Raw genomic sequence first — 20,536 nt, forward strand, 5'->3', positions numbered from 1 at the left:
AACCGAAGTCGAGCATCACTCTCTTGTCATCCGATCCTCCAAAAACTCGGTAATGGCGGTGACACCCTTGCTAATAGCGGACTCGTCCGGCGTCATTTTGGCAGAGTGCAACGGTGCGTGACCGTCCACCCCTAACCAAAACATCGTGCCAGGAAATTGATGCAGCATATATCCGAAGTCCTCGCCGGTCATGGCCGGTGCCGTTTCAACAAAGTCCACATCGGGTGCACTTTTCATAAATTGAATGAACGGGATCGTCAATTGGGGATCATTTTCTACCGGCAAGTAACCGCCCTGATTCAGTTCAACATTGACTTCACACTCGAAACTCGTAGCAATACCATTGGCGATTGCCTGTAACCGCTGATCAATGTGTTCAATCATCGCTTGCGTTAGTCCGCGAATGGTCCCTTCTAGCCTGGCACGGCCAGCAATGACGTTACGGATACTACCGGCATTCAGTTTGCCAAACGTCACCACGCCGCCTTCTATTGGGTCAACGCTTCTAGAGACAACGGTCTGGGCTTGCATGATAAAGCTAGCGCAGGCAACTACCATATCATTAGCCAAATGCGGATAAGCCGCATGCCCACCCTTGCCAATAAAGTCCACGTTAATTTCAGTCGTGCCGGCAAATAACGTGCCATTGCGACATCCAATCACGCCTGCAGGCAACTCTGGATTGACGTGCAACCCATAAAACTCATCTGGTCGCCATTCGCCAGTAAAGGCGCCAGCTTCAACGGCCAACTTGCCGCCGTTGTCGTTTTCTTCAGCCGGTTGAAAGAAAAACAATAAGTCATCTTTTGGCTGATGATTCGCAAAGTAATTGAGCACCCCTAGGGCCACCGTCATATGAATATCATGCCCGCAAGCATGCATCCTACCGGGATTTGTCGACGCATATGGCAATCCAGTCGCTTCTGTAACTGGCAAGGCATCAATATCAGTGCGGTATCCAATACACCGTTGCGGCTTACTTCCTTGAACTTTAACCATCAAGGCCGTTGGCAAACTTGGGATGTGATGCGTGGTCAACCATTGTTGAGGCATCGCTTCAATAACTTGCCGCAGATATGCAGCTGTTTGAGTTTCACGAAGTGCCAACTCTGGAATTTGGTGCAAGTGACGGCGAATATGAATTAAATCTAACGTTTCAGACATGCAGTACCAGCTTTCTTTCAGTCAAACGTGCTAGAGCTTTCGTAACGAATCTTGCAGTTTCGTTTTAGCCTGCGTTTTTGCATCGTTTACTTTAATCACCTTAGCTGGAACACCGGCAACAACGGTATTGGCTGGCACATCCTCAGTTACCACGGCGCCAGCACCGACCACCGCGTGTTCACCGACATGAACACCCTCAATAACCACTGCATTAGCTCCAATCAACACATCATCATCGATGCGCACGGGTTCTGCAGAAGCCGGTTCGATTACACCAGCTAGGACCGCGCCGGCACCGATATGACAATGTTTGCCAACGATTGCCCGGCCACCAAGTACGGCACCCATATCAATCATGGAATCAGCGCCAATCTCAGCGCCGATGTTGATCAGTGCACCCATCATAATGACAGCGTGATCACCAACCACTACTTGATCACGAATGATGGCACCTGGTTCGATGCGGGCATTAACTTCACGCGCATCTAATAACGGAACAGCTGAATTAGTAGCATTGGTTTCCACATGCGTTTGCACAATCACATCTTGGTGTGATTCAAGAAATGGTTTCACTACCGGCCAACTCCCAAACAACGTCCCCGTGTGATCTTCCATAAACGCTTCAATGCCATCTGGAATCGTCAGTTGACGTAAGTGATCGCCACTAACAGTGACCTTAACCGGCGTTTGTTTCTTAGCAGTCGCTATCGTATGAATAATCTGTGTCGCATCTAATTCTGCCATTTGAATCCTCCTTAATGATTGCGTTACCGAGCTTCGGCGGCACTCTTTTAAACGTGCACCTGTCCGCTCAAGGCCCTGTGCACAACCCAAAGCTGTCACCTTTACGTTGTTGCTCGAGCCTTACCGAGCTTCGGCGGCACTCTTCCTAAACGTGCACCTGTTGCCCAGAAGCCTGCGCATAACCCGAAAGTCGTTTCATCCGGCAGCCCACCGAATGCTACGCCTTCCACGTTATTGCTCAACTTCTCCCAGGGCTTCGGTGCCACTCTTCTTAAAATCCTCATCTAATGCGAGCATGTCGCGGATGGTTTCACGCCGGACGACGATACTGGCTTGTTTGTGATCGATAAAAATGACGGCTGGACGTGGATTGCGGTTGTAATTGCTGGCCATCGAATAACCGTAGGCACCGGTAGCTAAGAGGGCAATCACATCGCCCGTTTTCGTAACCGGCAACGTCGCTTCTTTTACTAGAATGTCGCCGGACTCACAATATTTACCGACAATATGGATGGTTTCTTTAGATGAATCTTCCACATGATTGGCTAATACTGGTTCGTACTCAGCCTGATACAGCGCTGGTCGAATGTTATCCCCCATGCCGCCGTCAACAGCCACGTAAGGCAATAAGCTGGGGACGCGTTTGTTTGCGCCAGCCCGATATAAATTGATTCCTGCCGGGCCAACCAACGACCGGCCAGGTTCAATCCAAATATCCGGCATTTCTAAGTGATGATTACCTAACCTGGCTTCAATCGTCGTTAACACGGTGTCAAGCTGGGCCTCCGGTGATTGTGGATCGTCACCTTCTACATATTTAATGCCGAACCCACCGCCTAGATTTAGCACTTGGGCCGAATAGCCAAACGCCTCATGCCAATGGGTCAACAGTTCAATCAATTTCTCGGCTGCCATTACAAAGCCGGTACTCTCAAAAATTTGTGATCCAATATGTGCATGAACGCCACGAACATTTAGATGATCATCCGCTAAAGCCTCTTTCAGTGCCTGATCCGCTTGACCAGAACCGATGTCGAAACCAAACTTACTATCGACCTGACCCGTTTGAATGTACTGATGCGTATGAGCACTAACGCCGGGGGTCACCCGAATTTGAATCGCAATGGTTTCGTCCCGTTCCTTTAGCAAACGTTGTAACAAATGAAGTTCAACGAAATTGTCAACAATGATCGTGCCAAGGTGATGATCCAATGCCATTGTTAGTTCATCCACAGACTTATTATTCCCATGAAAACTCAGTCGAGATGCAGGAAAATCGGCCGCAAACGCGGTTGCCATTTCTCCTGCCGATACAACGTCTGCATGTACGCCAAGTGGCGCCAACAGCTGATAGATTCCCTTCACGCAGAAGGCCTTCGACGCGTAACTCACGACGCCATCAATTCGGTGGTTAGCGAACGTCTGTTGAAAGGCCTTCACCTGACGAACGATATCCTGCGTATCGTAAGCAACCAGCGGTGTGCCAAACTGCTCAGCCAGTTTGACAGTGTCCATGCCGCCGATCATTAAATGATTTGTCGTTGACTCAACTGTTGTTGTCATTTTTTTGCTCCTTTTAGTTTTTAGAAGTTATGTGTCTGTCCAAATGGTTATGCGCTTTGCCTATACGACGATCATTTTTGCAAGGTGAACTGAAGGGCGTCAACATTGATACCGAGTCCTGAAAGTGATGTTAATTTGAGCGGTTTCCTCAAATTTACAACACGGACGGTCGAAGAGACCCGGGTTCCCACGGGGCTATTCGGCGAGGTGAAAGACTCCGAACTTGAGAAGCTCGAACCGGTCCCATGTCGAGTGTGTCAATGTTGACAACCGAAAGCACAGAAACATAGCACGAAAAAAGGGGCTCATTTGCATAGGTGCGTACGCAAAAGAGTCCCGAAAATAAATTCATTTCGTTTCTGAATGTCGTAAGCGCCCCGCGATGAATTTTTCATCACGACAGTTTGCTGATTATTCATCAACATCCCAGCCAAAGCGATGGTCAATCGTCCAGCTTCGGCAACCGCCCCTTTCATCAGTTTCTATGTCGTGACCCGACTCCGCTGATTACTCTTGTTGGTTGCAACCTCTTTTCACATTTAATTTTAATGAGCATATCGCTCTTTTCATTACCCGTCAAGTCCCCATTTAAATTTTATGTTCCCAAGTAAAGCGCTGTACCAACGCGTTTACATTTATTTTCATTTAGCTATTGTAATTGAAAACTAATTCGCTATAATTGCCAGTAATCATAGAAGAGGTTGCGAAGATTAAAAGTAACTAAGAGGAAATCGACGAGGTTAACGACGCTTAGTGAAAGGATGATTCGCCGAAACTTTGACTGACTCGTCTCAGTTAGGGTTGGGACTCGGGTTAACAGCCCAAGGACTGTCGCAACTAACAAAAAAGTTGCGGGGCGCTATCTACGACCATACATAACCGGTACTATATCGATTACGTTCGATTAGACTAAGCGCACCCAATGACCTCGTTAAACAAAGTCATTGGGTGCGCTTTTTAAATGTAATCGTGGGTGTGAATGATTTCAGTGTCGATTCCCCTTCTAACATCAAAAACAATGGTCTGTTTGGACAAACGACCGTGGTAAGCGAGGTTAGGATCGATGAAAGTAATTAAGTTTGGTGGCAGTTCTTTGGCAGATGCGACGCATTTTAGTGACGTAATGCAGATTTTACGAATGGATAGGCAACGCCGCGTGGTTGTTGTTTCAGCACCCGGCAAACGAAATGAGAACGATGAAAAAGTTACCGATTTACTGATTGACTACGCACGTGCGCATGGTAAAACACAACAGTCGATCGGTCAGCAAATCATCGACAGATATCAAGAAATCGCAACAGCGTTTAATATTTCCGCAGCTCAATTTAAACCATTGGCGGACCAAATTTTGGCCCTACCAACGACATCATTTCGTGGCCCAGCCTTTAGAATGGCTGCGTTTAAGGCCCACGGCGAAAAGTTAAACGCCCAGTTACTGGCGCTGGTGTTAAATACACAAGGATTAAGTGCCCGTTACGTTGACCCACACGAACTCGGCTTAATTGCTACGCAGGAACCAAACAACGCGACCATTTTATCTCAGACATACACACACCTGGCCGTTGCCCGTCAGGAGCTTCTAGCGGAAGACAAACTGTGGGTCGTTCCTGGTTTCTTTGCCTATACAACCGGCGGTCAACTGGTAACCTTTTCCCGTGGTGGCTCAGATATCACAGGTGCCATTCTTGCTCGTGGTTTGCATGCGACTGAATACGAGAACTTTACGGATGTCGACTCCATTTACGCTGCCAATCCTAACGTTGTCGCTAACCCAGCACCAATTACTAAGATGAGCTACGTCGAAATGCGGGAACTTTCATATGCCGGTTTCTCAGTTTTTCACGATGAGGCAATTATTCCAGCCATTGAAGGCCAGGTTCCCATTTGCGTCAAGAATACCAACCATCCTAGTGCGCCAGGAACACTGATTGTACCAACGAATCAATCGCAGCCTAAGCGATTAATTACGGGAGTGGCCAGTTCCAAACGGTTTGCAGCGCTCTACCTGCATCGTTATCTATTGAACCGGGAAGTTGGCTTCACATTAAAGTTGCTCAAAATCCTCTTCCGCTACCACATCAGTTACGAACATATGCCTTCAGGAATTGACGATTTAACGATCATCTTTGATCGCAATCAAATTCCGACGGATGTTCTCCCTCGTTTGCTAGCAGATATCAAAGAAACATTGCAACCCGATCGTCTTCAGTGGATCGATGATTACGCGATTTTGATGGTGGTTGGCGAAGGCATGCGCAATCAGGTCGGCGTCATTGACCGGATCTTGCACCCACTAGCCACTCATCATATCGGTGTTCAAATGATCAACCAGGGGGCGTCACGGATTTCAATCATGATCGGTGTTCGGGAAGCGCAGGCTGATGATGCTGTTCGCCTCATCTACAATGACTTCTTTAACCAACCAGTTAGCTTGCCACTTCGTCAACCAGCACAGGAGGTCACTCATGGTTAATTTAATTCGTGTTCATGGCTCGGAAAATAGTTTTTACCTGCTCGATCAACGGCAACTTAAACATGCCCTCACCACGGCTGAACTCAGTCGTTTGGCAAAACAAGTCAACGACACAGCACCAGCAGGTCTAGGCGAAGTAGATGGTGTCCTGGTCGTCAGTGACAGTCAGCATCCCAACGCAATCGGCCGGATGCAGGTTTTTAACCGCGATGGCAGTCAAGCAAGCATGTGTGGCAATGGCCTACGAACCGTCAGCCGCTATCTTGCAGAACAAACGCACCAAACGGACTTCCAAGTTGAAACAGATGCGGCTGATTTACCAGTTCATCAAGTCACTCCGTTTGCGCCAGATGTGCCTGCATTCAGTGTCAGCATCCAACCCGTCAGTTTCGATGCGACTTCGATTGGCTTACATAAAATCCCGACAACACCACTTTTAAATCAAAACAGCTTGCCGTTTGCAACAAATTCCACTGCAACCTTTTCCGCTGTGGCAGTGCCAAACCCACATTTGATTAGTCTCACAGACCATAACCATCCTAATGCCTTAACAACCGCGTTCCTAGGGCAACTCGGACAACAATTAAACGGTCAAAACCCGTGGTTCCCTGACGGCGTCAATGTCAGCTTTAGTTGGGAAATCAACGACACTACCCTCTTTGTGAGGACGTTTGAACGCGGCGTTGGTTTTACAAACGCCTGTGGTACTGGCATGTCGGCCACATCGCTAATTTGGGTGCTGACTCACGCAGCCGCTCAGTTTGACCAACTCCTGACCATTTATAATCCAGGCGGGATGGTTCAAACGCGTGTCCATCATCAAAACGCCGCGTACACTATCGACCTAATCGGCAACGCGACCTTTACTGATCATTTGCGTTTGAGCGAGGCTGACTTGCACGCTGGGAACCTCGCCAGTGCAGAAGTCGCGGCAACACAAGAAGAGACCGCCTATCATCAATTCGTATCACAGTTACCACATTGGTCATTTGGCGATGTCCGCCCAACTGCAGATGAACACTAAGTTTGCTAAAGAGGGACCGGTTTCGCAGTCTAGCTACGAAACCGGTCCCTTTCTATTGTGATAGTTATTCTCTACAAAATTGGTGACAATAGGCGTGAAAATATTTGTTTGAACTTACGCCAATACGATTGTTGGGCGAACGTCTCGTAAGTCGTCAGCTCACTCACGCGCATATCAGCTTCAAACAACTTAGCCAACTCAGCAGTCACTTTAGGATCATACAGGAATGCATTGACCTCAAAGTTTAGTTTGAAACTACGAAAATCTAAATTTGCCGATCCAACAGATGCGACCCCATCGTCAACGACCATCGTTTTAGAATGGATAAAACCGTTGCGATATTTGAAGATTTTTACCCCGTTACGAGACAACTGCTTCGCGTAATACTCGGTTGCCCGGTACACAAAGGCATGATCCGGCTTGCTTGGAATCATAATGCGGACATCCACGCCACTGCCGGCCGCTACTCGAAGCGCATCAAGGACAGAGTCATCTGGAATTAAGTACGGCGACTGGATCCACAGCCGTTTGCGTGCTGAGTTAATCAATCGTAAGTAGCCCATCTTAATCTGCTCTTTATCAGAATCGGGACCAGATGACACGATCTGCATGTTGGTTTCGCCCTTCACCTTAGTGATATGGAAGAAATCATTGGTAACGTTTAGTGGTTTGGTACGACTGGTAGCATTCCAATCACGGATAAAGCGTGACTGAAGCCCGTAAACGCCAGCCCCAACGATGCGAAGATGCGTATCACGCCAGTAACCAAACTTTTCTTTACGGCCTAAATACTGATCACCGACGTTAAAACCACCGGTATAGCCAATAGCTCCGTCAATCACGACAATTTTACGGTGATCACGGAAGTTCAACCGGAAATCCACTAGCGCACTGCGCGTTTGCAGGAAGGGATATGCTTCCCCACCAGCGGCCCGTAATGGATCATAGAATTTGGGCCGAACACCCATCGAACCCCATGAATCGTACAATACTCGCACAGCCACGCCGGCTTCGGCCTTACGAATCAATAAACGCAACAATTCGTTACCAATGTCATCGTTATAGATCGTGTAAAACTCGATATGGATACTCTGTTTAGCCCGCTCAATGTCTTCAAACATCTGGTGGAACAGCACTTTCCCATCAGAAATGATGTGCACCCGGTTGTTGCGAGTTAAAAAGGCTTGATCCGACTCAATAAACAAATTAACTGTACCCAAAGCAGTGGCGGTTACATCATCCGCGTCATTTCGCTCTGATGACAGCTCCGCTCGCTGGAGCGCTAGCTGCTCATCAAGCTGCAGTTGTTCCTGCTCTTGAATTTGAAATAATCGATTCTTCGGCAATCGCCGACCGACAAAGGCGTAGGCAATGAAACCGATGATTGGCAAGAACACCAGCACCAGTAGCCAGGCCCAGGTCGCTGAAATATCACGCGGTTCACGGAACACGGTAATAAACGCCAACACCGCGTTTACATAGATAATTGTTTCAAAAATAAAATGTGCCCAGTTCATCTGGATTGGTCCTCCAATACGCATAAATGCTAATTTCATCTTACTCATCTTTAGGAAGCAACGCGACCCCTTTTTGTGGAAATTTGCTCACAAACAACTTATTGCTTTCTCATAATTTTTGTAATGCGTATAATAAGTCAAACAAAGTAATTTAGGAGGCAACACACATGTGGTCCATTTCAGGCGTCTTTTTGCCTCACGGGATTGGGTATTTCCGTTTGCTTCGACAGGCTTTGGGGCATGATTCGCGGAGCACCATCATTCTGCTCCTCATCATTGTTATCATTGTCGCCATTTATCTTCATCGGCGACACTAAGCATCTATTCAGTTTTTTCAAGACTGACCGTTACAGCAAACAGGGACGCCGTTTCGTGGGACCGACCCAAGCCCATAAGACGGTCTTAGGTCTCGATTCTGAGCTCATAACCCGATCTCAGAAGTCGCCCTGCAATACTAAGTGGCCCAAGTACGCCCACTAAGTATTGCTACCACGAAACTCTGTCCCTGTTTGCCTCCACTCACATTTCAATAAAAACTCCGAATAGTAATAGTCTGTCACAAACTCAATTGTAAACAGTGTTAGTAAAGCTGTTTTAATGCAAGATGTGAGCGAAAGGGCGTCAACATTGAAACGAAGCAGTGAAAGTGGTGTTAATTCGAATGGGCTTCTCGAATTTACAGCACGGACGGTCGCCAAGACTCGCGGTTCTCAGAGGCTTGGCGGCGAGGTGAAAGACGGTACACTCCCGGCTTGAACCGGTCCCACAGCGAAGTTTCAATGTTGACAACCGATAGCGTAAGCCCGACACTCAAAATCAAATTAGCAATAGTTCATAGAAAGAAGGTTAATTAACTTTGAAAATTATCCGCGCCAACATAAAACCCTTTGCCTGGGGGATCTTCTGGGCCGTTTTTTCGGCGGCCGTAATGGCTGCCGCCAGTTTGTGGCAACCTAAATTGCTGCAAAACGTGATCAATGCCATCATCGCCAACAACAATCATAAAATACTAACGATCGGAATCACATTAATCGTCATCGCGCTCGTTGGTTTGATTGCCGGTGTCTTGAACACTATCTTCTCCGCTAAAGTAGCTATGGGAATGGCCGCATCGATTCGGGAAATGGCCTATCGCAAAATTCAGGCATTTTCTTTTAGCAACATCGAACGTTTTTCAGCCGGCAGTTTAGTTGTCCGGTTAACTAATGACATCAACCAGGTTCAGAACCTGATTATGACGGTCCTTCAAGCGCTGATCCGAGTTCCTATCATGTTTGTCGGTGCGCTGATTCTCGCACTGAACACGCTGCCTCAACTTTGGTGGATTATTGTGATTCAAATCGTGCTTGTTATGCTCGTCGTTCTCAGTACGTTTGGTCGAATGGGACGCCGCTTCGGTTTAATGCAGACCCTGATTGACCGCGTCAACGAACTGGCTAAGGAAAACTTAACTGGAGTCCGCGTAGTTAAGTCATTCAATCAAGAAAATAATGAACAAAAGCGATTCAATACTGTCTCTGACAAACTGAATGACCAAAATATTGGCGTCGGTATTCTCTTTTCATTAATGATTCCCGCCTTTATGTTGATTGGGAACATGGCAGTGGTTGCCGCCATCTACTTCACTGGCGACATTGCCCAAACACACCCCGGTGCTGTTGCCGCCATTGCGTCATTTATTAATTATCTCATGCAAATCATGTTTGCCATTATTAATGGTGGTATGATGCTCACCTTCTCTGCTCGTGCAATGGTGTCCTTAAACCGGTTAAACGAAATCATGAACACTGAGCCGAACATCGTTTACAAGAAGGATGTGCCGGAGCAAGACTTAACCGGATCTGTTAAATTCGATCACGTCTCCTTCACTTATGATGGTGATGACCAACCAACCCTGTCAGATATTTCCTTCGACGTTAAACCCGGCGAAATGATCGGCATTGTTGGTGCTACTGGGGCTGGCAAATCCACTCTAGCTCAGCTTATTCCCCGTTTGTTTGACCCGCAAAGCGGTACGGTTAGTGTTGGCGGCGTTAACTTGAAAGATGTCAACGAACGTTCACTACGTAAAACAGTCGCCTTTGTACTGCAACGGGCCATCCTATTTTCCGGTACCGTTGCGCATAACCTTCAGCAAGGTCTCAAAAATGCTTCAATTGCTGATATGGACCGAGCCAGCAAGATTTCGCAGGCGGCTGAGTTCATTGACCGTTTGCCAAATCGCTATGATGCTAATATCGAGGAACGTTCCAGCAACTTTTCTGGTGGGCAAAAGCAACGATTATCCATTACGCGAGGCGTGATTGGCCGGCCAAAGATTTTGATTCTGGATGACTCTACTTCTGCGCTAGATGCCGAGTCAGAAAAGCTAGTTCAGGAAGCTTTGAACCATGAACTAAAAGGCACAACGACGTTTGTCATTGCAGAAAAAATTTCATCCGTAATCAACGCCAATCGCATTTTAGTCCTCGATAACGGCAAACTCGTTGGTGAAGGTACTCATCAAGAACTGGTTGCTAATAATCACTTCTATCAAGAAATTTACGAGACACAAAAGGGAAAGGGGGAAGCCTAATGTCAGACGTTGGTCGCTCCATGCGTTTCTTCTATCATTATCTGAAACGTTATAAGATTAGTTTTACGATTGTTATTATTGCTATCATCGTCTCTACCTACTTCCAGGTTAAGGCCCCCATTTACCTGGGCAAGGCCGTTACTTCCCTGGCTAAGTATGTATTCGGGCTAATGCACGGCGTCAGCAATAAAGGCGAGTTCGTTCATTTCGTGTGGTTACTGGGTCTGTTCTATTTCATCGGTATCCTGGGAACATTCGTCATGAACATCGCAATTACTTACATTACAGGTTACTCAACGAACTGCATGCGTCGTGGTTTGTTTGGCAAACTGCAACGGATGACGATCCGATTCTTTGACTCCCATCAAGATGGTGATATTCTTAGCCGTTTCACCAGTGATTTGGATAATATCTCCAATGCCCTCAATGAGGCGTTAGGTGAAATCATGGCAAACGTCGCCTTGATGATTGGCATTTTGATCATTATGTTCCAGCAGAACGCGCAAATGGCATGGGTCACCATCGCCTCAGCTCCTGTTGCTATCATCCTGGCTACCTTTCTAATCAACCGTACCCGCAAGTATACCGATATTCAGCAAGATGAGGTCGGTAAACTGAATGGGTATATCAATGAGCAAATTGCCGGTCAAAAAGTCAACATTACCAACGGTCTGCAGCAGGAGTCCATCGACGGTTTCCTGCCTCACAACGAAAACGTTCGTAAGGCCACAACACGGGCGCAAACGTACTCCGGGATGCTCTTCCCACTGATGCAAGGCATGTCATTAGTCAACACGGCGATTGTTATCTTCGCTGGTAGCTGGATGGCGATGAATTCTGGGATGAGCCGCGCCGCTGCCCTTGGTTTGGTCGTTGTCTTCGTCCAATATTCGCAACAATTCTATCAACCAATCACCCAAATTTCGACACTCTATAGCATGTTCCAATTGGCTGTTACTGGTGCCCGACGTTTGAATCAGATGTTTGATGAACCCGAGGAAATCAGACCAGAAAAAGGCGCAATTATTCCTGCCGGCTCCACCAGCGCTGCGTTAAACGATGTACATTTCAGTTATGATAAAGGTCGTGAAATTCTACACGGCGTTTCCATTGACGTTGAACCAGGTAAAATGGTCGCTCTAGTCGGACCCACTGGTTCAGGGAAAACAACGGTTATGAACCTGCTAAATCGGTTCTATGACGTCGATTCAGGGACTGTTTCCATTGATAATAAGGACGTACGTCAGGTCGACATGACAAACCTGCGTGACCACGTTGGGATCGTCTTACAGGATAGTGTACTCTTCTCCGGCACCATTGCCTTTAACATCAAATATGGGAAGCCTGATGCCACCGATGAAGAAATGATTGCGGCGGCTAAGCAAGCCAATATTCACGACTTCATCATGTCGCTAGACGATGGCTACGATACCAAAGTCACGGACGAAAATTCCGTCTTCTCGACAGGGCAAAAACAATTGCTCAGTATCGCTCGGACAATCCTCACTAACCCATCATTATTGATTCTTGACGAAGCAACCTCAAACGTTGATACCGTCACTGAAGCGCGCATTCAAAAAGCGATGGATGCTGTGGTTCAGGGCCGAACCAGCTTTGTCATCGCTCACCGATTGAAGACCATTCTTAACGCCGATAAGATTGTTGTGTTGAAAGATGGTAATGTGATTGAGCAAGGAACACATCAGCAGTTGCTCGATGAACATGGATTCTATTCGGAACTGTACCATAATCAGTTTGTGTTTGAATAAGCTATTTAGATCATCTTCATAAAAAGAACCAGCGAATACAATTCTTCGCTGGTTCTTTTTACATAGTATAAACATTTTTCGTGATATATGTTTACTTCTTAAATTGAGGGCTCGCCGTATCATGCTGAACATCCCCGGCTCGCACCATTGTCACTGCCAGCGGCTCTTCAAACCCGTTGCCGACAAAGGTTGCTTCACCCACGTTTTGTTGGGCCAATTCTTTCCCAATATCATTAACAATTGGTAGTTTACTCAATTCATCAATCGTCGTCACACGGTGAACCAATAAATTGCCGAATTCACCTAACAATTGACTCGGCAAGTCGAGCGGACTCTGCGTTGTTAGCATCAGGTACAGTCCTGCTTTACGGCCTTCTCTGGCAACTCGCGATAATCCGTCTTGGTCAACCCAACCGACGTGACTAGCAGCCTCGGTCAAATAACGATGCGCCTCATCAACCGTCAGAACAATCGGCACGGTGTGTGGCAAGTTCGTTTTAATTGCCAGCAATGTCGCGGCCAATGTGGATACAACCAGTTTGCCAACCTTAAGATTGCTTCGCAGTGCCGATAAGTCGATCACGAGAAAACGGTGTTGGGATTTCATGGCAGCAAACATCGTCAGCAGATAAACCACGTCATACTGTGTCTTAACTGAAGCGTCCACATGTGCCTGTTCGGATTGTCGTTTTGGCCGGGGCAAACGGAACAACCGTTGCATCGTCGGATCGGCCAAGAACTTCCGAACTGATGCCAGTACCGGTACCAGTTGTCGCTGGCGAGGACGATCATACTGCTGACCAAGCAAACTAAAATCAGCATCCACATCACTAGCGGGTTGAACGCATTCTTCCAGCAACTGATCGGGTAACAAGCGAATGTCATATGGTCGGGGGAAATCATGCAGCCTTTCTAATTGTGCCTCATAGTCCGTCCAAGAAACGCCCACTTTCACGTAAGGTGTCTCCTGATGTAAAACATTATAAGCAAGCCGCAGACTTGTCATCGCAGCGCTCAACATCGCCACGACAATATCGTCATCAATACCGATAATTTCCGCCAACTGATCAGCCGATAGTTTGGCAAAATCAATAAAGGCGTTATCGCCTAATTTGCCAACCACTGCATGTGGCAAATGTGCATATTCGCCCGTGGGATCCAAAATGATTCCCGTTTGGTTCTGGCGCATCAGTGCATTCAGCAATGCCACCGCTGAAGTCGACTTGCCACTGCCTGTTTGTCCCACGATTAACAAGTGCTGGCTAAATAAGCGATTCGCCTCAATCACTACTGGTTCAGCAGAGGGGCGACGAACGGCAAAACCATCTAAATTAGTTGTTCCTGTCATTTGACTGTCCTTTCTGTACCGGAGAGCGTAAATCCGCCCATAAAGCTGGCATCCCACTGCTGTTGATTCTTAACCTTCTTACCAAATTCATCGATCAGAGCATGCAGTTCCTGATATTCGTCCCAGTTCAGGCCAGCGTCTGCCTCCACCAACGTTTGAAAATCACGATATTTTTTAGGCACGTCTATGCCAAGCCAACCAAAATGACGACGGGCATAGGTGTCCGCAATAAATAGCGGTTTATGAAAGCCATACAGCATAATGTCATCTGCGGTTTCATTACCGAGACCCTTTACGTTAAGCAGTTCTGCCTGCAACGTCTCTCGATCTAGGGCTTCAATTTCCGCCACGTTGTCATCGTGAGTACCAGACCACTCAGCGGCGGCCATGATGTATTTTGCTTTTGTACGGTAGAGTCCCGCTGGTTTAATGATGTCGGCCAATTTTTCTGGTGTGCATGCTCGAATCTTAGCCGGATCATTGTCCGTTGCCGCTAATAGCGACCGTGCCGCTGCATCGCCATTGTTTGCACTGGCATTTTGAATCAGAATGGCTGCCCACATCACCTGAAATGGCGACTGTGCCCACAACGCATCCGTCGACATCCAATTTTGACGGCCCATATTCGTTTCTAAAATGTTGTATAGTGGTTTTAAATTCATATCTTATTCCTCTAATGGTATTTTACCTTATTTTGAATTTTGACGAAAAATGGAGTTTTAGTCATGTTAGATCAGATTCGTATTCGACCCGCCGCAATTAGTGATTACGCAATACTTGAAAATATCTATTTATTAGACCGCCAGCAGGAGTTTCCCTGGGTCGCCAATCCACAATTAACAGATTTTGAGCGCGATAGTCATCACGAAATGATTATCGTCGCCACCATTGATGAACGCGTGGTTGGTTTCTTGTCATTTTATCGGTTAGCCAATTTTATTCATTTGCTTTTTATTGACCCAGACTACCGTCATCAGGGCGTTGCTAGTCAACTCATCGATTACATGCGGTCACAAGCAACTGGACCAATGCAGTTAAAAGTTGTCATCGCCAATCAACCTGCCCGTGATTTCTACGCGCGATTACAATTCCGCGAGGTCAAACGTGATAATCTAGCCACGCCACCAAACATCACCTTGGAAGATACCCAATTAGACCGTTATCCTTTTATCCCTCACAATTAAAAAAGCGTCAATATAAACGGTAAGTCCGCTAACAAACGAAACACCGCGTCAGATCAACGTTAATCTGATGCGGTGCTTTTTATTTAAACTAACGGACACCACTAATCCGCCTAATTTAATCACAATTGCCAACGGTCGAAGACAGATAATTGCGTAAAGGAACGTCGGTGAATACAATGATCGCATTAAGTGAACGCGTTCAGTGAATCAATCTATTAACTCATTAATCCATGCAAAACGGTCGTCAAATAGGCCCTGCCAGATGCTACTAAATCAAAGTTACCGCGACTATATGCCCAGGTCGCCATGATTCCCCGAACAGACGTATATAACTGTTGAAATGCCAACTCTGGATCGTGGTTTGCCAATCTTTGTTCATCGTTTAGCTGTTGCATTAATTCTCTTAACGTATTAAGCATCTTCCAGTCACGTAATTTGAACTCCTGGTTCAATGTTTCCTGAAAGAATGAAGTAAACACCAATGTAACCACTTGCCAGCCTTGATCCGCAGACAATTGCAACTGAAGCATGCTGAACGCCAAAATACGTTCTTCTACCGTTGCTGACGGATGTTCTGATACATAAGCGTCATAGTTTTCTCTCACATAGTTGGCCAATTCGTCATAATAACGCTCACGAATAATGTCTTCTTTGGACGTGTAATGAACGTAAAACGTGCCTGAAGACACATTTGCCTCACGAGTTATCTGACGAATCGTGGTCTTTGCGTATCCTTGCGCTTTAATCAATTTTACCGCCGCCTGAAAAAGACGTGTTTTGGTTTGTTGTTTCTGTTGTGCTCGACTCACTTTAGCAGACACGCTGATCATCCCTTTCACTGACCTCGTTCACTAAACATGGTCATTATAGCATGTCATTATTCTCCTGCCTGGTTATCTACGTTGTTAAGGAGCTGATTTTATGAACGAATTTTGGCAAACATTAATTAGCAGACGATCTGACCTGATGAGTGCCATTTGGCAGCATATCCAAATATCGCTGGTGTCCTTGCTGATCGCTATGGCAATTGGAATCCCACTTGCTTTATTGGTTGTCCGTCATCGACGAGCTGCCAATGTGCTGACCCAAATTACTGGTGTCTTTCAGACCATTCCATCGCTGGCCCTACTTGGATTATTAATTCCCATTGTCGGGATTGGGACTGTCCCAGCCGTTATTGCACTAGTCGTTTACGCGCTCCTTCCAATCTTTACGGGCACGTTAACTGGGATCACCGGCATCGACCCGTCACTTGAAGAAGCAGCCGATGCGTTTGGCATGACACGAACTGAAAAGTTAATCCGGGTCGAATTTCCCCTCGCTATGCCAACCCTTATTGCTGGCATTAGACAAGCGTTAGTCATGATTATTGGCACTGCCACCCTAGCGGCCTTAATTGGCGCTGGTGGCCTAGGGGACTTCATCTTGCTGGGGATTGACCGCAATAACAATAGTATGACCCTTATTGGTGCGATTGCGTCAGCGTTACTGGCAATTGTGTTCAGCGGCATTATTTTCATCTTACAGAAGAGCAAGTTACGCTATGCCGTGGCGACTCTTGCCCTGATTATTTTAGTCCCTTCCGGCGTTGGTCTCTATCATGCTGTTCAACCCGCACCACAGACCATTACGATTGCCGGTAAAATGGGCTCTGAACCAGATATTTTAATTAATATGTACAAAGATATGATTCACCAAGTAGATCCGCGCGACAAAGTCGTCCTCAAAGCTAACTTTGGTCAAACAGCCTTCTTGTTCAATGCTCTCAAGAGTCAGCAAATCGACATTTACCCTGAATTCACTGGCACTGTGTTGGAAAGTTTGGTCAAACCAACGAAAAACCAAAAAGAAATTGGCACACCGCCTGCTCAACTTTACCAGTACGCTAAAAACGATCTGTCTCAACAGTTCCACATGACCTATTTGAAACCGATGGCTTACAACAACACCTATGCCGTTGTGATTAAAAAGAGTTACGCGGACGCGCACAATATTAAAACAATTGCTGATTTACAAAAGGTTGAGGGTAACTTGCTTGGCGGTTTTGATCTCGAATTTTTGGATCGCACAGACGGTTACAAAGGTTTGCAAAGCAAGTATGGCCTTAACTTCAAAACGCAATCAATGGATCCGGACTTACGATATGAGGCGATTAATAGCGGCAAAATCAATCTGACAGATGGTTACTCCACTGATTCTCAAATTCGCCAGTACCGGTTAGTGGCTTTACAAGATAATCGACAATTATTCCCGACATATCAAGGCGCACCATTAATGAATACGACGTTTGCTAACAAGAACCCTAAAATTATTGCAGCACTCAATAAACTCGCCGGCCACATCAGCGAGCGTGATATGCAAGAAATGAACTATGAGGTTAATGTTAAACAACAATCCGCCGCCAGCGTGGCCAAGCACTATCTGACGATTCACCATCTTTTAGGAGGTGCACGATAATGGCAGAAACTTTAATTACGTTTGATCACGTCAAAAAAAATTACGGCAACAAGCAAGCAGTCGACGACGTGTCCTTCACGGTCAACCGCGGCGAAATCTTCGTTCTCGTCGGCGCCTCCGGTAGCGGTAAAACAACCACTTTGAGGATGATCAACGAGCTGCTGGAACCTACCGATGGCAACATTTATTTCAACGGCAAACGGATCAAGGACTACAACGTGCGTGAACTACGTTTGCAAACTGGCTATGTTCTTCAACAGATTGCCCTGTTTCCTAACATGACTGTCGCGCAAAACGTCGCCCTCATCCCCAGCATGAAAAAGCAATCCAAGGCTGACACAAGCACGCTGGTCGATCAGTTACTCAACGATGTCGATTTAGATCCGCAAACGTACCGCGATCGCATGCCAGACAAGTTGTCCGGTGGTGAACAACAGCGGGTCGGCATTCTGCGTGCGTTTGCTGGTCAGCCACAGATTGTCCTGATGGATGAACCATTCAGCGCCCTCGATCCCATTTCGCGAACCCAACTACAAAATCTGGTCATCGACATCCATCACCGACTCAATACCACGGTTGTTTTCGTCACTCACGACATGGATGAAGCGCTGAAATTAGGCGACCGCATCGGCGTCATGCGCTTAGGCAAACTCTTGCAGGTTGGTACACCAGACGAAATCGTTCGCCATCCAGCCGATCAATTTGTCCAACGTTTGTTTGAAAATTCAATGGCCCATGATGTGTATCATGTGTTACTCAGCAAGCTGTCTGTAATGGGTTATTTGCAAGATGTTAATGACCCGAGGACGACGGCAAGTGGCGATGAGCGCGTCACGCTAACCGGTGACCAAACCGTCAGCGATGCGCTCACACCCTTAGAAAGCAGTGAAGCTGTGTTAATCCAGTCTGAGGGCGGCCCCGCACGGCTATTAACCCGTGATCAGTTATTCAAGTTCATCGGTGATTATCGCAGTCATTAACACATCATCCGTTAACCTGATGATATTGTTTGGAGGTCTTATGATGTTAGCTATGGTTTTGAATCATCCAGGAAACGAACACACCTTTCACGCAGAAGAACGCGCAATACCAGTTTCAACATCCACTGATAGCGTGTTGAAAATTATGGCTTTTGGCCTGAATTATGCTGAATTGCTCACACGTAACGGTGAGTCACCAGACGTTAAGTTCCCACGCGTCATTGGTATCGAAGCAGTTGGCACAGTTTCTGACACCACGACTGATAGTGGTTTTCATGTTGGTCAAACGGTGATGACACTCATGGGCGGTCTCGGTCGCGAGTTTGACGGGAGTTACGAAGAATATGCCCTCATCCCCAATCATCAGCTGTACCCATTACCAATTAAAGACTCGTGGGCGCAACTCGCAACCATTCCAGAAAGCTTTTACACCGCCTACGGATCGTTGAATCGTCTGCGCCTATCGACAGGTGCGCACCTGTTGATTCGTGGTGGAACCAGCAACGCCGGTATTGCCGCTCTGTTATTAGCAAAAGCGATGGGCTACACCGTTTCAACGACTTCACGGAATTCTGACAAACTAACCACATTACAAAACCTTGGTGCGGACGAAACTTTACTCGATTGTGGCAGCTTGGAGACCACCACTTCATTTGATGGCATTCTGGAATTAGTTGGCACCTCAACGCTCCGGGATTCTCTGCAACACCTTGCTCCTACGGGTACTGCCGTTGTTACCGGCGGTCTTGGTGGCGAATGGTCATTACCCGATTTCAGTCCGTTTGAAATACCTGGTTACCTCACCAACTTTCAATCGACAAACGTTAACGCTCAGTTATTGAGTCAAGCCGTCGCGCTCATCAAGGATCATCGTCTACAATTACTTATCGCCCAAACGTTTAAACTGACAGACATTGCTCAGGCTCACCAGGCTATGGTTAACTCGCACAAGATCGGCAAGATTGTCGTTATTGCGAATCATGAGTAATGAATCTTGCAGGATATCCAGAACGACAAAAAATGACTTCCTCTCGATTACCGAGAAGAAGCCATTTTTGTATTCGTATGCCAAATTTTAAACTTTAATGAGCGTTACTTAATCGCATCTGGATCCGTGAATGTGTTAACCACTTTTCCGTTCGCAAAGACATAGTAGGCACCTGTTTGACCACGTTGCCCGCTTTGCATGGCTTGTTTTGAGAAGCCATCAAAGTTATACGCCGTTTGACCATTGATTGTGGATGCCCCGAGGTACTGATAGGCGGTATCCCCATTATTGGTCCCATATTGGCTAACCAGCGTGTTTAAAGCTTGCGCCTGACTCGTTATCACGGCCGAAGCTGAACTAGCTGTACCGGCCTGTGTGGCGCTTTGTGATGAAGTAGCCGAGCTCTGAGCCGGTTGTTGACTGGCAGCTTTTGAACTGGTTGCGGCAGCACTGCTACTTACAGCAGCGCTACTAGCACTTTGACTAGAAGTTGCGGCGCTAGACGTTGAGGCACTGTTATCATCTGTCGTTGAGGAAGCATTATCGTCCGTTTGACTTGATGTCGAGCTTGCTTGTTGGGCATCACTGGATGAAGAAACTTTCTTTGAGGTAGATGATTGCGTTTTACTGCTCCGAACTGATGAACTATTCGATGACTTAGATGTTGCTGACGATGAACAACCGGCCAAAACCAAGGCTGATAAAGCAACCACACCGAATTGAATAACCTTCTTCATAAATAACTCCCTC

Annotated in this window: 17 protein-coding genes and 2 riboswitches; of the genes, 9 read left to right on the forward strand and 8 right to left on the reverse strand. The window is 46.8% G+C overall.

The window, feature by feature from the left end; genetic code table 11:
* Positions 1-15: 15 nt before the first annotated feature.
* From ABUE36_RS13065 to lysA, 3 genes are all read right to left on the reverse strand, one after another.
* Complete coding sequence (locus tag ABUE36_RS13065) at positions 16-1,164, reverse strand: N-acetyldiaminopimelate deacetylase (protein WP_161001900.1); 1,149 nt, start codon at positions 1,162-1,164, stop codon at positions 16-18.
* A 30-nt stretch (positions 1,165-1,194) separates the two neighbouring features.
* Positions 1,195-1,908, reverse strand: coding sequence for a 2,3,4,5-tetrahydropyridine-2,6-dicarboxylate N-acetyltransferase (gene dapD / locus ABUE36_RS13070; RefSeq protein WP_087051863.1), 714 nt, complete (start codon positions 1,906-1,908; stop codon positions 1,195-1,197).
* Positions 1,909-2,139: 231 nt separating this feature from the next.
* Positions 2,140-3,471, reverse strand: coding sequence for a diaminopimelate decarboxylase (lysA, locus tag ABUE36_RS13075; protein WP_161001899.1), 1,332 nt, complete (start codon positions 3,469-3,471; stop codon positions 2,140-2,142).
* Positions 3,472-3,834: 363 nt separating this feature from the next.
* Positions 3,835-4,011, reverse strand: a riboswitch (Lysine riboswitch).
* Between the two features lie 147 nt (positions 4,012-4,158).
* Positions 4,159-4,342: riboswitch (Lysine riboswitch) on the forward strand.
* A gap of 192 nt (positions 4,343-4,534) precedes the next feature.
* Here lysA and ABUE36_RS13080 point away from each other — a divergent pair.
* Together ABUE36_RS13080 and dapF are read left to right on the forward strand one after the other, a co-directional pair.
* Positions 4,535-5,944 carry an aspartate kinase gene (locus ABUE36_RS13080; RefSeq protein ID WP_161001898.1) on the forward strand — a complete coding sequence of 470 codons (1,410 nt, stop codon included), beginning with the start codon at positions 4,535-4,537 and terminating at the stop codon, positions 5,942-5,944.
* Positions 5,937-6,968, forward strand: coding sequence for a diaminopimelate epimerase (gene dapF / locus ABUE36_RS13085; RefSeq protein ID WP_161001897.1), 1,032 nt, complete (start codon positions 5,937-5,939; stop codon positions 6,966-6,968). The genes ABUE36_RS13080 and dapF overlap by 8 nt, the downstream gene beginning before the upstream one ends.
* Before the next feature lie 71 nt (positions 6,969-7,039).
* Here the strand turns inward: dapF and cls are convergent, their stop codons facing one another.
* Positions 7,040-8,485 (reverse strand): cardiolipin synthase, encoded by a 1,446-nt coding sequence (gene cls / locus ABUE36_RS13090; protein WP_161001896.1) that lies wholly within the window; start codon positions 8,483-8,485, stop codon positions 7,040-7,042.
* 167 nt (positions 8,486-8,652) lie between these two features.
* Between cls and ABUE36_RS13095 the strand changes: the two genes are divergently transcribed.
* From ABUE36_RS13095 to ABUE36_RS13105, 3 genes are all read left to right on the forward strand, one after another.
* On the forward strand, positions 8,653-8,802 hold the full coding sequence (locus ABUE36_RS13095) for a hypothetical protein (protein WP_017260849.1): 150 nt from the start codon (positions 8,653-8,655) through the stop codon (positions 8,800-8,802).
* A gap of 539 nt (positions 8,803-9,341) precedes the next feature.
* On the forward strand, positions 9,342-11,060 hold the full coding sequence (locus tag ABUE36_RS13100; RefSeq protein WP_161001895.1) for an ABC transporter ATP-binding protein: 1,719 nt from the start codon (positions 9,342-9,344) through the stop codon (positions 11,058-11,060).
* Positions 11,060-12,829: an ABC transporter ATP-binding protein gene (locus ABUE36_RS13105; RefSeq protein ID WP_161001894.1), complete on the forward strand. Its 1,770-nt coding sequence runs from the start codon at positions 11,060-11,062 to the stop codon at positions 12,827-12,829. The genes ABUE36_RS13100 and ABUE36_RS13105 overlap by 1 nt, the downstream gene beginning before the upstream one ends.
* 91 nt (positions 12,830-12,920) lie before the next feature.
* Here ABUE36_RS13105 and ABUE36_RS13110 read toward each other — a convergent pair whose 3' ends face one another.
* On the reverse strand, positions 12,921-14,177 hold the full coding sequence (locus ABUE36_RS13110) for an ATP-binding protein (protein WP_421016879.1): 1,257 nt from the start codon (positions 14,175-14,177) through the stop codon (positions 12,921-12,923).
* On the reverse strand, positions 14,174-14,839 hold the full coding sequence (locus ABUE36_RS13115) for an endonuclease III domain-containing protein (protein WP_161001892.1): 666 nt from the start codon (positions 14,837-14,839) through the stop codon (positions 14,174-14,176). Before ABUE36_RS13115 ends, ABUE36_RS13110 begins: the two co-directional genes overlap by 4 nt.
* 63 nt (positions 14,840-14,902) lie before the next feature.
* Between ABUE36_RS13115 and ABUE36_RS13120 the strand changes: the two genes are divergently transcribed.
* Positions 14,903-15,361, forward strand: coding sequence for a GNAT family N-acetyltransferase (locus tag ABUE36_RS13120; protein WP_161001891.1), 459 nt, complete (start codon positions 14,903-14,905; stop codon positions 15,359-15,361).
* Between the two features lie 215 nt (positions 15,362-15,576).
* On the opposite strand, the gene ABUE36_RS13125 is transcribed toward ABUE36_RS13120, so the two are convergent.
* On the reverse strand, positions 15,577-16,191 hold the full coding sequence (locus ABUE36_RS13125; protein WP_161001890.1) for a TetR/AcrR family transcriptional regulator: 615 nt from the start codon (positions 16,189-16,191) through the stop codon (positions 15,577-15,579).
* Between the two features lie 91 nt (positions 16,192-16,282).
* Between ABUE36_RS13125 and ABUE36_RS13130 the strand changes: the two genes are divergently transcribed.
* The 3 genes from ABUE36_RS13130 to ABUE36_RS13140 are packed head-to-tail and all read left to right on the forward strand — an operon-like array spanning position 16,283 to position 19,786.
* Positions 16,283-17,818 carry an ABC transporter permease/substrate-binding protein gene (locus tag ABUE36_RS13130; protein WP_161001889.1) on the forward strand — a complete coding sequence of 512 codons (1,536 nt, stop codon included), beginning with the start codon at positions 16,283-16,285 and terminating at the stop codon, positions 17,816-17,818.
* A complete protein-coding gene (locus ABUE36_RS13135; protein WP_421016880.1) occupies positions 17,818-18,798 on the forward strand; it encodes an ABC transporter ATP-binding protein in 981 nt (326 codons plus the stop codon). The genes ABUE36_RS13130 and ABUE36_RS13135 overlap by 1 nt, the downstream gene beginning before the upstream one ends.
* A 43-nt stretch (positions 18,799-18,841) precedes the next feature.
* Positions 18,842-19,786, forward strand: coding sequence for a zinc-binding dehydrogenase (locus tag ABUE36_RS13140; RefSeq protein ID WP_421016881.1), 945 nt, complete (start codon positions 18,842-18,844; stop codon positions 19,784-19,786).
* Between the two features lie 104 nt (positions 19,787-19,890).
* On the opposite strand, the gene ABUE36_RS13145 is transcribed toward ABUE36_RS13140, so the two are convergent.
* A complete protein-coding gene (locus ABUE36_RS13145; RefSeq protein ID WP_161001887.1) occupies positions 19,891-20,523 on the reverse strand; it encodes a hypothetical protein in 633 nt (210 codons plus the stop codon).
* Positions 20,524-20,536 lie beyond the last annotated feature (13 nt).

The organism is Furfurilactobacillus cerevisiae, from assembly GCF_048961765.1.
Taxonomy (GTDB): domain Bacteria; phylum Bacillota; class Bacilli; order Lactobacillales; family Lactobacillaceae; genus Furfurilactobacillus; species Furfurilactobacillus milii_A.

Coding starts and splice junctions, on each gene's coding strand:
- dapF (WP_161001897.1), top strand. CDS start 5,937: ATGGTTAATTTAATTCGTGTTCATGGCTCGGAAAATAGTTTTTACCTG.
- ABUE36_RS13095 (WP_017260849.1), top strand. CDS start 8,653: ATGTGGTCCATTTCAGGCGTCTTTTTGCCTCACGGGATTGGGTATTTC.
- ABUE36_RS13080 (WP_161001898.1), top strand. CDS start 4,535: ATGAAAGTAATTAAGTTTGGTGGCAGTTCTTTGGCAGATGCGACGCAT.
- ABUE36_RS13145 (WP_161001887.1), bottom strand. CDS start 20,523: ATGAAGAAGGTTATTCAATTCGGTGTGGTTGCTTTATCAGCCTTGGTT.
- ABUE36_RS13120 (WP_161001891.1), top strand. CDS start 14,903: ATGTTAGATCAGATTCGTATTCGACCCGCCGCAATTAGTGATTACGCA.
- ABUE36_RS13115 (WP_161001892.1), bottom strand. CDS start 14,839: ATGAATTTAAAACCACTATACAACATTTTAGAAACGAATATGGGCCGT.
- ABUE36_RS13140 (WP_421016881.1), top strand. CDS start 18,842: ATGTTAGCTATGGTTTTGAATCATCCAGGAAACGAACACACCTTTCAC.
- ABUE36_RS13125 (WP_161001890.1), bottom strand. CDS start 16,191: ATGATCAGCGTGTCTGCTAAAGTGAGTCGAGCACAACAGAAACAACAA.
- ABUE36_RS13130 (WP_161001889.1), top strand. CDS start 16,283: ATGAACGAATTTTGGCAAACATTAATTAGCAGACGATCTGACCTGATG.
- cls (WP_161001896.1), bottom strand. CDS start 8,485: ATGAACTGGGCACATTTTATTTTTGAAACAATTATCTATGTAAACGCG.
- ABUE36_RS13065 (WP_161001900.1), bottom strand. CDS start 1,164: ATGTCTGAAACGTTAGATTTAATTCATATTCGCCGTCACTTGCACCAA.
- ABUE36_RS13110 (WP_421016879.1), bottom strand. CDS start 14,177: ATGACAGGAACAACTAATTTAGATGGTTTTGCCGTTCGTCGCCCCTCT.
- ABUE36_RS13135 (WP_421016880.1), top strand. CDS start 17,818: ATGGCAGAAACTTTAATTACGTTTGATCACGTCAAAAAAAATTACGGC.
- lysA (WP_161001899.1), bottom strand. CDS start 3,471: ATGACAACAACAGTTGAGTCAACGACAAATCATTTAATGATCGGCGGC.
- dapD (WP_087051863.1), bottom strand. CDS start 1,908: ATGGCAGAATTAGATGCGACACAGATTATTCATACGATAGCGACTGCT.
- ABUE36_RS13105 (WP_161001894.1), top strand. CDS start 11,060: ATGTCAGACGTTGGTCGCTCCATGCGTTTCTTCTATCATTATCTGAAA.